General features: G+C 73.6%; 16 protein-coding genes. 11 read left to right on the forward strand and 5 right to left on the reverse strand.

The window, feature by feature from the left end:
* Window positions 1-209: 209 nt before the first annotated feature.
* The gene (locus BIU94_RS10985) at window positions 210-977 is read left to right on the forward strand and encodes an SDR family NAD(P)-dependent oxidoreductase (RefSeq protein WP_071259500.1); all 768 of its coding nucleotides are present in this window, start codon (window positions 210-212) and stop codon (window positions 975-977) included.
* A gap of 48 nt (window positions 978-1,025) precedes the next feature.
* Here BIU94_RS10985 and BIU94_RS17435 read toward each other — a convergent pair whose 3' ends face one another.
* Both BIU94_RS17435 and BIU94_RS17440 read right to left on the reverse strand, forming a co-directional pair.
* Window positions 1,026-1,412, reverse strand: coding sequence for a VOC family protein (locus tag BIU94_RS17435; protein ID WP_071259503.1), 387 nt, complete (start codon window positions 1,410-1,412; stop codon window positions 1,026-1,028).
* Window positions 1,409-1,930, reverse strand: a complete 522-nt coding sequence (locus BIU94_RS17440; RefSeq protein WP_071259506.1) for a DUF1697 domain-containing protein — start codon at window positions 1,928-1,930, stop codon at window positions 1,409-1,411. Before BIU94_RS17440 ends, BIU94_RS17435 begins: the two co-directional genes overlap by 4 nt.
* A gap of 91 nt (window positions 1,931-2,021) precedes the next feature.
* Here BIU94_RS17440 and BIU94_RS11000 point away from each other — a divergent pair, with 91 nt between their 5' ends.
* A complete protein-coding gene (locus tag BIU94_RS11000) occupies window positions 2,022-2,594 on the forward strand; it encodes a transcriptional regulator (protein ID WP_139195982.1) in 573 nt (190 codons plus the stop codon).
* Window positions 2,591-3,841, forward strand: coding sequence for an MFS transporter (locus tag BIU94_RS11005; RefSeq protein ID WP_071259512.1), 1,251 nt, complete (start codon window positions 2,591-2,593; stop codon window positions 3,839-3,841). Before BIU94_RS11000 ends, BIU94_RS11005 begins: the two co-directional genes overlap by 4 nt.
* A gap of 31 nt (window positions 3,842-3,872) precedes the next feature.
* Here the strand turns inward: BIU94_RS11005 and BIU94_RS11010 are convergent, their stop codons facing one another.
* A complete protein-coding gene (locus tag BIU94_RS11010) occupies window positions 3,873-4,136 on the reverse strand; it encodes a hypothetical protein (protein ID WP_071259515.1) in 264 nt (87 codons plus the stop codon).
* Between the two features lie 133 nt (window positions 4,137-4,269).
* Here BIU94_RS11010 and BIU94_RS11015 point away from each other — a divergent pair, with 133 nt between their 5' ends.
* Window positions 4,270-4,722 carry a hypothetical protein gene (locus BIU94_RS11015; RefSeq protein ID WP_071259526.1) on the forward strand — a complete coding sequence of 151 codons (453 nt, stop codon included), beginning with the start codon at window positions 4,270-4,272 and terminating at the stop codon, window positions 4,720-4,722.
* Between the two features lie 230 nt (window positions 4,723-4,952).
* Here BIU94_RS11015 and BIU94_RS11020 read toward each other — a convergent pair whose 3' ends face one another.
* A complete protein-coding gene (locus BIU94_RS11020) occupies window positions 4,953-6,425 on the reverse strand; it encodes an NCS2 family permease (protein ID WP_071259529.1) in 1,473 nt (490 codons plus the stop codon).
* Window positions 6,426-6,571: 146 nt separating this feature from the next.
* Here BIU94_RS11020 and folE point away from each other — a divergent pair, with 146 nt between their 5' ends.
* From folE to BIU94_RS11045, 5 genes are all read left to right on the forward strand, one after another.
* Entirely contained in the window at window positions 6,572-7,189 is a 618-nt protein-coding gene (gene folE, locus BIU94_RS11025) for a GTP cyclohydrolase I (RefSeq protein WP_071259533.1), read from the forward strand.
* Window positions 7,186-8,088: a dihydropteroate synthase gene (folP, locus tag BIU94_RS11030; RefSeq protein WP_071259536.1), complete on the forward strand. Its 903-nt coding sequence runs from the start codon at window positions 7,186-7,188 to the stop codon at window positions 8,086-8,088. The genes folE and folP overlap by 4 nt, the downstream gene beginning before the upstream one ends.
* Window positions 8,085-8,822: a pyrimidine reductase family protein gene (locus BIU94_RS11035; protein ID WP_071259539.1), complete on the forward strand. Its 738-nt coding sequence runs from the start codon at window positions 8,085-8,087 to the stop codon at window positions 8,820-8,822. Before folP ends, BIU94_RS11035 begins: the two co-directional genes overlap by 4 nt.
* 119 nt (window positions 8,823-8,941) lie before the next feature.
* Window positions 8,942-9,595, forward strand: a complete 654-nt coding sequence (locus BIU94_RS11040) for an HAD-IA family hydrolase (RefSeq protein ID WP_071259542.1) — start codon at window positions 8,942-8,944, stop codon at window positions 9,593-9,595.
* 117 nt (window positions 9,596-9,712) lie between these two features.
* Window positions 9,713-10,255, forward strand: coding sequence for a type 1 glutamine amidotransferase domain-containing protein (locus tag BIU94_RS11045; RefSeq protein ID WP_071259545.1), 543 nt, complete (start codon window positions 9,713-9,715; stop codon window positions 10,253-10,255).
* Window positions 10,256-10,270: 15 nt separating this feature from the next.
* On the opposite strand, the gene BIU94_RS11050 is transcribed toward BIU94_RS11045, so the two are convergent.
* Window positions 10,271-10,849, reverse strand: a complete 579-nt coding sequence (locus BIU94_RS11050) for a molybdenum cofactor biosysynthesis protein (protein ID WP_083404755.1) — start codon at window positions 10,847-10,849, stop codon at window positions 10,271-10,273.
* 113 nt (window positions 10,850-10,962) lie between these two features.
* Between BIU94_RS11050 and BIU94_RS11055 the strand changes: the two genes are divergently transcribed.
* The gene (locus BIU94_RS11055; RefSeq protein WP_071259548.1) at window positions 10,963-12,528 is read left to right on the forward strand and encodes a DNA-3-methyladenine glycosylase 2 family protein; all 1,566 of its coding nucleotides are present in this window, start codon (window positions 10,963-10,965) and stop codon (window positions 12,526-12,528) included.
* Window positions 12,525-13,037 (forward strand): methylated-DNA--[protein]-cysteine S-methyltransferase, encoded by a 513-nt coding sequence (locus BIU94_RS11060; RefSeq protein ID WP_071259551.1) that lies wholly within the window; start codon window positions 12,525-12,527, stop codon window positions 13,035-13,037. The genes BIU94_RS11055 and BIU94_RS11060 overlap by 4 nt, the downstream gene beginning before the upstream one ends.
* The last annotated feature ends 9 nt before the right edge of the window (window positions 13,038-13,046 follow it).

Consider the following 13,046-nt stretch of genomic DNA (forward strand, 5'->3'; position numbering starts at 1 on the left):
CCGCCTTCGTCGCTGGCCGCGTCCGTCGCCGGCCGCTGAGGTCGCACTCCGCCCCGGTTCCGCTGAGCGGTGCCGGGGCGGACTGCGATCTCAGCGCGAGGTGTGCACCTCCGAACGTGTCCAGGCGGTCCCGGGCACCGTGGTCCGACGTGCCCCGACGGGCCGATGGCGTCTCCCGGGCACGGATCGTGCAACGAAGAGGAGACACCATGGGCAACAGGTTCGAGGGCAAGGTCGCGATCGTCACGGGCGCAGGCTCGGGCATCGGTGAGGCGACCGTCCGGGCGCTCGTCGACGAAGGCGCGTCGGTCGTCCTGACCGACAGCGTCGAGGAGAAGGTCCGTGCGGTCGGCGACTCGCTGCCGACCGACCGGGTCGTGGTGCTGCACGCGGACGTCGCCAGCCCCGAGGACTGGGAGACCGTCGTCTCGGCGGCCATCGACCGGTTCGACCGGCTCGACGTGCTGGTGAACAACGCCGGGACCTTCAGCTCGGGCGACATCACCGAGATCAGCACCGACGAGTGGCGTCGGGTCATCGAGACGGACCTCTCCGGGGTGTTCTACGGCACCCGGGCAGCGCTGCCGTTCCTGCGCGAGACGAAGGGGTCGATCGTCAACACCTCGTCGGTGTCGGGCGAGGCCGCCGACTGGCGCATGAGCCCGTACAACGCGGCGAAGGGTGGCGTCTCGAACTTCACGAAGGCCGCGGCGCTCGACAACGGGAACTTCGGCGTCCGCGTGAACGCCGTGGCGCCGGGCCTCATCTGGACCGACCTCACGACGGAGCAGGCAGAGGACGAGTCCCTCAAGGCGAAGTTCGCGGAGCGCATCGCCCTCGGGCGCGGTGGTCGGTCCGAGGAGGTCGCCGCCGCGATCCTGTTCCTGGCGAGCGACGCCGCGTCGTTCGTCACGGGTGCCGTGCTGCCGGTCGACGGCGGCACCCTGGCGAGCAACGGCCAGCCGCCGCAGGCGTAGCAGCCCGACGGGGCGGGGCGCGGTCACGTCCCGCCCCGCCCGGTCGCGTCAGTCGGCGACGAGCTCGACCTTGAACCGTTCGCCGTCCTCGAGGAAGGCGGCGTGGTGGTCCGGCCCACCGGCGAAGGGGTGCCGGTCCTCGTAGAGCCGTGTCCAGCCGTTCGCCGGTGCGTCCTGCCAGAGGCGCTCGACGTCGGCCGCCGAGCCGGCGTGGAACGCCAGGTGGCTCAGCCCCGCACGACGCCGGTCGTGCGCCCCGTCGAGCGGAGCGGCCTCGAGCACGACGTACAGGTCGCCGAGTCGCCAGCTCCGGCCGTCCTCCCAGCGCTGGAACGGTTCGTGGCCCAGCGCACCGAGCAGCCACCCCCACGCGCGCTCGGCCCGGCCCAGGTCCGCCGTGCGCAGTTCGACGTGGTGCAGCGCTCCCCGCGTCACAGCAGCTTCCGGAGCGTGTTCGCGTTGCGGGTCGTGGTCGTGCGCTTGAAGCGGGCGGCGCCGGCCCGCTTCGCGAACACCGTGTCCGTGCTCGACCCCTTCGGGCAGGACCAGTAGACGACGCCCCGTCCACGCGCGACCTGCTCCACGGCGGTGTCGAGCACGAGGTCGGCGAGCAGGTCGTCGAGGGCGGCGTCGTCCGAGCCGAACAGCACGTAGTCGTGGCGGTCCGGTGCCGAGGCGAACGGGAACGCGTCGAGGACCGCTCGCAGGTCGTCGTGCCGGACGAGCACGATCCACGCGTCGTAGCCGAACCGGTCGCGCAACGCCTGTTCGATCGTGCCGGAGAGCCGGGCGACGTCCTGCTCGTCGTCCGTGCTGAAGACCACGTTGCCCGAGGCCAGCACGGTCCGGACGTCCGCGTAACCGAGCCCACGGAACAGCGCACCGAGGTCGGCGCTCCGGATCGTGATGCCGTTGACGTTCACCCCGCGCAGCAACGCGATCCACTTCGCCATGCCGGAACCGTAGCGCGGTCGCCCGTCCGCCGGTACGGCGACATCGACAAGAACCATTGCGCAATGACTCTTGTGCATCTATGGTCGTGCCGTGACCGTTCGCAGACTCGACGATGCCGCCCACATGCGCGCACTCGCCCATCCCACCCGGCTCCGGATCGTCGGCCTGCTGCGCACCGGTGGCGCGCAGACCGCGGCGATGCTCGGCGACGTGATCGACGAGGCGCCCGGCACCATCAGCTACCACTGTCGGCGTCTCGCCGAGGCCGAGCTCATCGAACCGGCGCCGGACCTCGGGGCCGACCGCCGCGAGCGGTGGTGGCGTGCGACGGCCGACCGCACGTCGTGGGACCTGGCCGAGGCGTTCGGCGACCCGCAACGGCTGGTCGCCGCGACCGAGCTCGGCCACACCGTCGCCCAGGCCTACGCGACCGAGTACCAGCGCTTCATCGACCAGGCGCCGGTGCTCGGCCGCGAGTGGGTCGCAGCGTCGACCAGCTCGGACCAGGTGCTCCGGCTCACGCCGGACGAACTCGCCGGCCTCGGCGCGGAACTCGCCGCCGTCCTCGACCGGTGGACGGCCGTCAGCGACGCCCACACCACGGACGACGGGGCCGAGCAGGTCATCGCCGTCACCCAGGCCTACCGGACGACGCGACGGTGACGCCGAAGGCACGGCTGCGAGCCCTGCTCGCGGTCCACATCCTCTCGCGGACCGGGAACGTCGTCACGACCGTGGCGGTGCCGTTCGCCGTCCTCGCGCGGGGCGGTTCGGCGACGGACGTCGGCATCGCCGCCTTCGCCGCCACGGTGCCGATCGTCCTCGGCGGCCCGTTCGGCGGGGCGCTCGTCGAGCGGGTCGGCTTCGTCCGTTCGAGCGTGGTGTCCGACCTCGTCAGCGGCGTGACGCTGCTCGCGATGCCGGTGCTGGCGTGGACGGTGGGGCTGCCCTTCTGGGCGCTCCTGGCGCTCGTCTTCGTGAGCGGTCTGCTCGACCTGCCCGGGGAGTCCGCGCGCCGGGTCCTGCTGCCGGGACTGGCCGGCTCGTCCGGGGTGCCGCTCGAGCGTGCGGTCGGGCACTTCGAGGCAGCGCAGCGACTCTCGGTGCTCATCGGTGCACCGCTCGGCGGTGTGCTCGTCGCGGCCGCCGGGCCGATGGCCGCGCTCGTCGGCACCGCGGCGGCGTTCGGCGCCGCCGCACTGCTCGCCGCGGTGCTGGTCCGGCCGGCCGACGCCCCGGCGCCAGCGGCCGCCGACGCCGACGCCGAACCGGCCTCCGGGTACTGGCGGGACATCGCCGAGGGCTTCCGGTTCTGCGTCCGTGACCCGTTCTTCCGACTCGTGGTCGCCCTCGTGCTGGTCACGAACCTGCTCGACGCCGCCCGGTCGACGACGCTCCTGCCGCTCTACGCCGCGGACGTGCTGGGCGGGGCACAGGCGCTCGGCTTCGCGACGGGGACCTTCGGCGGTGCGGCCTTCATCGGGTCCGTGGCGTTCGGGTACGTGGCCCACCGGGTCCCGCGTCGTGCCACGTTCGTGGTGTGCTTCGTGCTCGCCGGCGGTCCGTCGCTCCTGGTGCCGGCGCTCGGCCTCGGACTGCCGTGGATGCTCGGCGCCGCCGCGCTGTCCGGACTCGCGGCCGGGGCGCTCAACCCGATCCTCGGGGCGGTCGAGCTCGAGCGCATCCCGGAGCACATGCGTGCCCGGGTGTTCGGGCTCCTCGGCGCGGGTTCGTGGGCGGGCATCCCGCTCGGCGGCCTGCTGGCCGGCTTCGCGGCGGAGGGCGTCGGGGTCCAGACGACCTTCGGTGTGGTCCTCGTGCTCTACACGGTCGTGACGCTCGCGCCGCTGACCGGTGGTGCGTGGCGGCTCATGGAGCGCCCGGTGGCGACGGAGCGCGCACCGGCCTGACCCGTCGCGCCGACGACGTCGGGTGGACCGTTCACGTCCACGTCCGCGCGACGCCCCAGCCGTCCCCCTCCGGCACGATGTCGACGACCAGGGCCTCGCCGTCCTCGGCGGTCGCCTGGAACCGCCAGCCGACCGTGCGCTCCGGCGCGTGCGTGATCGCGGTCGGCAGTTCGGCGCGCGTCACGGTGAGGCGCGTGGGGGTGTCGGACACCCGCCAGCGTCGTCCGGCCCAGACCAACCGGGCCGGTGCCCCCTCGGACCACCACACGGTGGCGGTCGTGTCGGTGATCATCATCGGCTTCTCCGTTCGAACGTGTGTTCGAATGCTAGGTCGCCCGCGTCCTCCGCCGCAAGCGCCCACGACGCGCACGGCGGGTCGTGGACGATGCCGGTCCCGGGGCCAGGTCCGGTCGTGTAGACGAGGGTCCATGACGAACGACGCACAGGGTCCCGACGCGCAGCACCAGGTTCCGGAGGGGGTGTCCGAGGCCACGGTCGAGGCCCTCGGCAGTCTGTCCGCCGCGGTCGAGGTCATCGAGCACGCCCGTGGTCTGCTCTACGGCTTCCACCGCCTGACCGGCACCGCCGACCTCGACCTCGGCGAGGCGGTCGAGCAACTGCGGAAGGCCGGCCACACCGACCTCGCCGACCGGATCGACACGGAGCTGGTGGGCCGCAACGTCATCGCGGGGCGCTGGACGTTCCAGATCGTCGAGGACTACGACGACGGCTACTACGCCCTGGCCAAGGAGCTCGAGCGCACCGCGCGCGACGAGCTCGTGCAGGGCCGCCGCCACCTGTTCGAGGCAGGCATGAAGGAGGACCGGCGCACCCCGGACCAGCGCCACCACGAGGCGACGCCGGGTGACCTGCCGGACTGAGCCCGGGCCTCCAGGCCGCCCGAACGCGAAAGCGACAGTTCTCCGCGGATGGTTCGCGGACAACTGTCGCTTTCGCGGACCGCCCTTTGGCGGCCCCACGGGAACTGTCGCTCTTGCAGACCGACCGGCCCGACCAGCGGGGCCCAGCCGACCGGCCCGACCAGCGGGAGCCGGCCGACCGGCCCGCCGAGCGGGCGTCAGCCGGCGCCGACCGCCACTCGCCCCAGGCGTCAGCCGACGCCGAGCAGCGCCTCCAGCGGTCCGCGCGCGAAGTACAGCAGGAAGCCCGCGGCGACCACGTAGAGCAACCACGAGACCTCGCGGCCGCGGCCGGACAGCAGCTTGATGAGCACCCAGCTGATGAAGCCGGCGCCGATGCCGTTCGCGATCGAGTAGGTCAGCGGCATGACGACGATCGTCAGGAACGCCGGCAGGGCCGACCCGAAGTCCGTCCACGAGATGTCGGCGACCTGCGCGACCATGAGCGCGCCGACGACGACGAGGCCGGCGGCGGCGACCTCGAGCGGGACGACCTGGGTGAGCGGCGTCAGGAACATCGACGCCAGGAACAGCAGACCGGTCACGACCGAGGCCATGCCCGTCCGGGCGCCCTCGCCGATGCCGGAGGCCGAGTCGATGAACACGGTGTTCGACGAGACCGAGGCACCGCCACCGGCGATGGCACCGACGCCCTCGACGACGAGCGCCGACTTCAGGCGCGGGAAGGTGCCGTCGGGCTTCGCGACGCCGGCGGCCTTGGCGAGGCCGGTCATGGTGCCCATCGCGTCGAAGAAGTTCGTGAACACGAGGGTGAAGACGAGCATCGACGCGGCCAACGGTCCGATGCGGCTGAACGCGCCGAACAGGTCGGCGTGCCCGACGAGCGACAGGTCGGGGAACGCGAAGAGCGCACTCGGCAGGCCGGGGGCGTTGAGGTTCCAGCCGGTCTTCGAGTCGACCGAGGTCGGCACCTGGAAGACCGCCTGCAGGATGATCGCGATGATCGTCGTCGCGACGATGCCGATGAGCAGCGCACCCTTGACGCGGCGGGCCATGAGCGTGCCGATGATGATCAGGCCGATCAGGAACACGATGGTCGGCAGGGCGCCGACGGAGCCGTCCTCGCCGAGCTGCAGCGGCGGCGACGACAGGCCGGAGGACCGCACGAAGCCGGAGTCGACGAGCCCGATGAACGCGATGAACAGGCCGATGCCGACCGTGATCGCGGCCTTGAGCTGCGCGGGCACGGCGGTGAAGATCATCGTCCGGATCCCCGTCAACGCCAGGACCACGATGATGACGCCGTTGATGACGACGAGGCCCATCGCCTCGGCCCACGTGACCTGCTGCACGACGCTGACGGCCAGGAACGAGTTGATCCCGAGGCCCGCGGCGATGCCGAACGGCAGGTTCGCGATGACGCCCATCGCGATGGTCATCAGCCCGGCGACGAGACCGGTCGCCGCGGCGACCTGTGCGTTCTCGAGCCAGCCACCGCTGACGTCCTTCGCGGCCTGGTCGGCGCTGAAGCCGCCGAGGATGAGCGGGTTGAGGATGACGATGTACGCCATGGTCACGAACGACACGAGGCCGCCGCGGACCTCGCGCGGGATCGAGGACCCGCGTTCGGTGATCGAGAAGAAGCGGTCGAGGCCGGTCGCGAAGCGGTTCCGGTGTGGGGTGTCGGTCTTCGTGGCGCTCACCGACTGAGTTTAAAGGACGCTGGGTTTCGCGCGTGTCACAGGATCCTCACAGGGCTTCCGGACAGGAGGCCCGGCGCGCGTCCCCGGGGACGTCATGGCGGGCGGCCGCTCGCGTCCACGGCGCGCGGCTGGTGTTGGATGAGCGGGTGACGTCTCCCCTGGACCGCGCCCGCGTCGAGGCCGCGGTGCGCGAACTCCTGCTCGCCGTCGGCGAGGACCCCGACCGCCCCGAGCTGGTGCGCACGCCGTCCCGGGTCGCCGACTCGTACGCCGAGTTCTTCAGCGGCATCGGCACGGACGCGGTCGCGATCGCCCGCGACGGCACGGTGCACGCCGAGGACGGGGAGCGCGGTCGGCTCGTCGTCGTCCGCGGCATCCGGTTCCGCTCGGTCTGCGAGCACCACCTGCTGCCGTTCCTCGGGGTCGCGCACCTGGCGTACGCCCCGGGCGAGCGGCTCATCGGCCTCGGCACCCTGTCGCGCGTGCTCGACGCGGTGGCCTCCCGCCCGCAGCTGCAGGAACGGCTCGGCGAACAGGTCGCGGCGACCATCGCCGAGGGCCTCGGCGCAGCGGGCGTGCTCGTGGTCCTCGACGCACAGCACCAGTGCGTCACGAGCCGCGGGGAGCGCCAGAACAGCTCGACGACCGTGACGGTCGCGGCGAACGGCACGCTGGCCGGCGCCGCGGAACGGGCCGAGGCGATCGCGCTCATCGGTGCCGGGTCGGCCACGCCGCCGGCCGCCGAGCCGGGGGCGGACGCGTGACGAGCCCGCCCGGGTGGGTCGTCCCCGAACTGCGCGACCCGGTCCGCACGATCGGACGGCGGACCGTCGACTTCGACCACCGCATCGCCGTCATGGCGATCGTGAACCGGACGCCCGACTCGTTCCACGACCGCGGCGCGACGTTCGCGCTCGACCGTGCGGTCGCGGCGGCCGTGCGCGCGGCGGAGCAGGGTGCGGACTGGGTCGACATCGGCGGGGTGAAGTTCGCGCCGGGGCCCGAGCTCCCCGCGGCCGACGAGATCGACCGCGTCGTGCCCGTCGTGCGGCAGCTCGCCCAGGAGTCCGACGTCACGATCAGCGTCGACACCTTCCGACCCGAGGTCGCGGCCGCGGCGATCGCCGCCGGCGCGAGCGTCGTCAACGACACGACCGGACTCCGCGACCCGCGGATGGCGGACGTGGTCGCCGACTCCGAGGCGACGGTCGTCATCACGCACTCGACCGCCGAACCGCGCCGTCCGCTCGCCGCGCCGCCCCGGTACGACGACGTCACCGCGTCCGTCGTCGGGTTCCTGCGCGAGCGGGTCGACCGGGCGCTCGCCGCGGGGATCCCGGAGTCCCGGATCGTCGTCGACCCCGGCCACGACCTCAACAAGAACACGGTGCACACGCTCGAACTGACCCGGCGGTTGCCCGAGGTCGTCGCACTCGGCTACCCCGTGCTCGCGGCGGTGTCGAACAAGGACTTCGTGGGGGAGTCGCTCGGCCGCCCCCGTGGCGAGCGCCTCGCCGGGTCGCTCGCCGTCGCCACCCTCAGTGCGGTGCTCGGCGCCCGGATCGTCCGGATGCACGACGTCGCCGAGAGCGTCGACGCGATGCGCATGGTCGAGGCGACGCTCGGCTGGCGGGCACCGGTGGAGTCGAGGCACAACACGTGAACCCGCTGCCCCCGTCCGTCGCCGACCTGTCGGACGACGACCTGCTCGCGCTCTACACCGACGGCGTCGGCGACCGCTGGCTCCGCGTCAACTTCGTCGCGACCCTCGACGGGTCGGCGACCGCGGCGGGCCGGACGGGTGCGCTCGGTGGTGCCGACGACCTGCGTGTGTTCGACCTGCTCCGCCGGGTGGCCGACGTCGTGCTCGTCGCCGCCGGCACCGTCCGTGACGAGGGCTACGGCCCGATGGTCCTGCACGACGCCGACGTCGCCTGGCGGCGGGCGCGCGGCCTGTCCGACCACCCCGTCTTCGCGATCGTGACGAACTCGGCGTCGCTCGACGCGTCCTCGCGGGTCTTCACCGAGGCACCGGTGCGGCCGGTCGTCCTGACGTCGGCGTCCGGCGCGGCGTCGTCGTCCGGTCGTGCCCTGGCCGAGGTCGCCGACGTCGTGGCGTGCGGGGCTCCGTCCGTCGACGTCGCCGCGGTGCTCGGCGCGCTGGCCGCCCGTGGGCTCGGGAGCATCCACTGCGAGGGCGGTCCGTCGTTCCTCGGGGCGCTCGTCGCCGCGGACGCCGTCGACGAGCTGACCCTGACGATCGACCCGTCCCTCGAGGGCGGCGCCGGACCCCGCATCGCGACAGGGTCATCGCCCGAGCTGCGGCGGATGCGGCCGGCACACGTGCTGCTCGGCGAGGGCGGGGTGCTGTTGACGCGGTGGGTCCGCGCACGCTGACGGGCCGTTCGGGCACCGAGTGAGCAGGAGACGTCGCCCCGGCCCGCTCGACCCGACGTCTCCTGCTCACTCGACACCGCCCCGGGCCCGTCGGACACGCGGGCGCTAGGGTCGGGCGTGTGATCGACATCGTGGCGTCCGGGGTCCTCTTCGACATGGACGGGACCCTGGTGGACTCGACCGCGGTGGTCGAGGCGACCTGGACGCGCTTCGCCGAGGAGCACGGCATCGACCCCGCCGAGATCCTCGCGTTCTCGCACGGCCGCCAGGCGATCAGCACGATCCAGCGCTTCCTGCCCGACCTGGACACCGACGAGCAGCTGCGCATCGCCGCCCGCCTGGTCGACGAGGAGAGCGCCGACACCGAGGGCATCGCCGAGATCCCGGGCGCCGCGGCGTTCGTCGAGCGGCTCCTCGCGGCCGGCGTGCCCGTGGCGCTCGTGACGAGCGCGCCCCGCGACCTCGCCGTCGGGCGGATGGCCGCCGCCGGGCTGACGATGCCGCCGGCGTTCGTGCCCTCGGAGGACGTCGAGCACGGCAAGCCGCACCCCGACGGCTACCTGCGCGGCGCCGCCCTGCTCGGCGTCGACGCCGCCGACTGCGTCGCCTTCGAGGACGCGCCGGCCGGGCTCGAGTCCGCGATCGCCTCCGGTGCGACGACCGTCGTGGTGGGCGGGCACGAGTCGGACGTCACGGCCGGGTTGCACCGCGTGCCGGGGTACGACGGCATCACCGTGACGGCCGACGGGGCCGCTTTCCGCATCCGAGGCTGAACGTCGGCTCCGTCCTGCGGACGTGCCCAGCCGTCGGCGACGACCCTGGACGAGCGGCCGGGACACCGACCGCGCAGGAAGTGCGGCCGGAACCACCGGGCCGCGGAAGGAGCGACCATGGCAGCCCTCGACGGCAAGAAGATCCTCGTCATCGCGACGAACTACGGCGTGGAGCAGGACGAGATCGTCGTCCCCACCGACCAGCTGCGCGAGCGCGGTGCGACCGTGACGGTCGCGGCGCAGGAGTCCGGCTCGATCGCGACCCTCGTCGGCGACAAGGACCCGGGCAAGTCGGTCGACGTCGACACCACCATCGACGGTGTCACGGCGGCGGACTACGACGCACTCGTCGTCCCCGGCGGCACCATCAACGCGGACACCCTGCGCACCGACGGCCAGGCCGTCGCGCTCGTGAAGTCGTTCGTCGAGGCGGGCAAGCCCGTCGCCGCGATCTGCCACGGTCCGTGGACCCTCATCGAGGCCGGTGTCCTCACCGGCAAGACGATCACCTCGTACCCGTCGCTCCAGACCGACGTCCGCAACGCCGGCGCGGAGTGGGTGGACCAGGAGGTCCAGGTCGCCGACGGCTTCGTCACCTCTCGCAACCCCGACGACCTGCCCGCCTTCGTCGACGGCATCGAGCGCGTCCTCACCGCGTAGGACCGCACCCGCCGGTCAGCGCAGCGCGACGGGGCGGGTCGTGCGGAGCACCGCGGGTCCGAGGGTGAGCACACCGTCGGACTCGGGGTCGCACCGCACGCCGCCCCGTCCGCGCATCGCCCGGAACGCCCCCGGCGCCACCTCGTGGTCCATCCAGGCGCAGGGGTTCGCCGGCCGGTGACCCCGGAACAGCACCGGGACCGACCCGTCGGCCGTGCTCGTCAGCGAGAACGGCTCCCCGCGGAGCGCCTCGACGTCGGCCCCGCGCAGGAACACGTTCCGCCGGGTCGCGACCGGGTCCACCGGTACCCCGAGCTCGGCGCCGACGGCCTCGAGCGACTCCAGGCCGATCACCGTCACGGACGCGTGCACGTGCGCCCGCGAGGCGAAGTACCGGTCCCCGACGATCCCGAGGCCCGCGCGCAGCTCGACACGGTCGCGGCGCTCGTCCGGATCGGTCGGCAGCACCGGTTCGGCGCCGTCCGACGGCCGCCCCAGGTACCGGTGCCGCCGTGACACCAGGAGCAGCGCGACCTCGACCTCGGTGGCGTACGGCAGGTCGCCGGGACCGGCCGCGTCGTCTCCGGAACTCACCCGCCCAACGCTAGTCGGGCCTCCCGGTCGACCGCCCCGCTCCTGACGCGACCCGCACTGCCCCGTCCGATTCCCGCCAGAACCGCGTCGGTGGTGCGTGCCACGCTGGACCGGTGTCCACCCCCGTCACCGACCCGCTGCACGCCGAACGGCACCGCGTCGTCGCCTCGCGCGACGCCCGGTTCGACGGCCAGTTCGTCACGGCCGTGCACTCGACCGGCATCTACTGCCGGCCGTCCTGCCCCGCCAGGACCCCGAGCGAGGCCGGCGTCACCTTCTACCGCACGAGCGCCGCGGCACACCTCGCCGGCTTCCGTGCGTGCAAGCGGTGCCTGCCCGAGGCCACGCCGGGCAGCCCCGAGTGGGACCTGCGCGAGGACGTCGCCGGACGCGCCATGCGCCTCGTGCTCGACGGCGTCGTCGAACGGGACGGCGTTCCGGGCCTCGCCGCCCGCCTCGGCTACTCCGAGCGACAGCTCAACCGGATCATGACCGCCGAGCTCGGTGCCGGCCCGAAGGCGCTCAGCCGGGCGCACCGCGCGCAGACCGCACGCACGCTGCTCACCTCGTCCGACCTGCCCGTCGCCGACGTCGCCTTCGCCGCGGGGTTCACGAGCGTCCGGCAGTTCAACGACACCGTCCGCGAGGTCTTCGCCGTCACCCCGACCGAGCTCCGCGCCCGGCGCACCACGCGCGCGACCCCCGACGGGGACCTGCACGTGCACCTGCCCGCCCGCGAGCCCTTCGACGCGCAGGGCCTGCTCGACTGGCACGCGCTGCACGCGCTGCCGGGCACGGAGCAGGTGGGGCTCGACCCGGCCGGCCGGGTCACCTCCTACGGTCGGGTGCTCTCCCTGCCAGGAGGCCCGGCCCGCTTCACCGCGACGGCTGCGGTCCCCGGGACGGCCGGGTCCACGGCGTCGGGTCGCGGCACCGGCATCGACCTGCGGGTCCGGGTCACCGACCTGTCGGACCTGCCCGCACTCGTCGCGCGGGTCCGTGCCGCCTTCGACCTCGACGCCGACCCGGTCGCCGTCGACGCCGTCCTCGGGTCGGTCCCCGAGCTCGCCGAGGCCGTGGCCCGCGTGCCGGGCATCCGGCTGCCCGGGGTGGTGGACGCGCACGAGCTGGTGGTGCGCACCCTCATCGGGCAGCAGGTCTCCGTCGCGGCGGCCCGCACGGCGCAGGGCCGGCTCGTCGCGGCGCTCGGCAGCCCCGTCGACCCGGCCGTCGCACCCGACGCGGTGCTGTTCCCGTCGGCGGCCGTGATCGCGGAACGGGGCGCCGAGGTCCTGCGCGGTCCCGCGGCGCGGGTGGACACGATCCTGCGCGTGACCGCGGCGCTCGCCGACGGGTCGCTCGTCGTCGACGCGGCGCAGTCGGTCGACGAGCTCCGCGCCGGGCTGCTCGCCGTGAAGGGCATCGGACCGTGGACCGCCGACTCGGTGGCGCTGCGGGTGCGGCACCACCCGGACATCCTCCTCCACAGCGACCTCGCGGTGCGGAACGGTGCACAGGTCCTCGGCCTGCCCGGAACGGCGCGCGAGCTCTCCCTATGGTCGGAGCAGGTGGCGCCCTGGCGGAGCTACCTGACGATGCACTGCTGGCGACCGGTCATCGACCGCGCGATGGCCGCGGCAGCCGTGCGCCCCACCGACTCCCGGAAGGACGAACGATGACCCACGCGACCATCCAGACCCTGGACACCCCCGACGGACCCTTCACCGTGCTCGAGGACACCGAGGGGCGCGTGCTCGCCTCGGGGTGGACCGACTCGGTCGACCGCGTCCTCGGCCGCATCGCCGACCGGCACCGGCCCCAGCACGTCACCGTGGGCCGGGTCGCCTCGGCCGGGGCGGTCGACGCCTTCTACGACGGCGACGTCGAGCACGCGATGCAGGTGCCGGTGCGGCAGTTCGGCACCGAGCTCTTCGCCGAGGGCTGGCGCCAGTTGCGCCGCATCCCGGCCGGCACGACCCTGACGTACACCGGCTTCGCGGCGGCGATGGGCCGACCGGACGCCGTCCGCGCCGCCGCGAGCGTGTGCGCACGGAACGCCCCGGCCCTGTTCGTGCCGTGCCACCGGGTCCTCCGCTCGGACGGCACCCTCGGCGGCTTCGCGTGGGGGCTCGACGTCAAGCGCTCCCTGCTCGAGCGGGAATCGGTCGGCACCTCTGCGCTCGTCTGAGCCGGCCGG

This window comes from Curtobacterium sp. MMLR14_006, assembly GCF_001864985.1.
Lineage (GTDB): Bacteria > Actinomycetota > Actinomycetes > Actinomycetales > Microbacteriaceae > Curtobacterium.

Coding starts and splice junctions, on each gene's coding strand:
- BIU94_RS11010 (WP_071259515.1), bottom strand. CDS start 4,136: ATGATGATCACCGACACGACCGCCACCGTGTGGTGGTCCGAGGGGGCA.
- BIU94_RS17440 (WP_071259506.1), bottom strand. CDS start 1,930: ATGGCGAAGTGGATCGCGTTGCTGCGCGGGGTGAACGTCAACGGCATC.
- BIU94_RS10985 (WP_071259500.1), top strand. CDS start 210: ATGGGCAACAGGTTCGAGGGCAAGGTCGCGATCGTCACGGGCGCAGGC.
- BIU94_RS11015 (WP_071259526.1), top strand. CDS start 4,270: ATGACGAACGACGCACAGGGTCCCGACGCGCAGCACCAGGTTCCGGAG.
- BIU94_RS11060 (WP_071259551.1), top strand. CDS start 12,525: ATGACCCACGCGACCATCCAGACCCTGGACACCCCCGACGGACCCTTC.
- BIU94_RS11045 (WP_071259545.1), top strand. CDS start 9,713: ATGGCAGCCCTCGACGGCAAGAAGATCCTCGTCATCGCGACGAACTAC.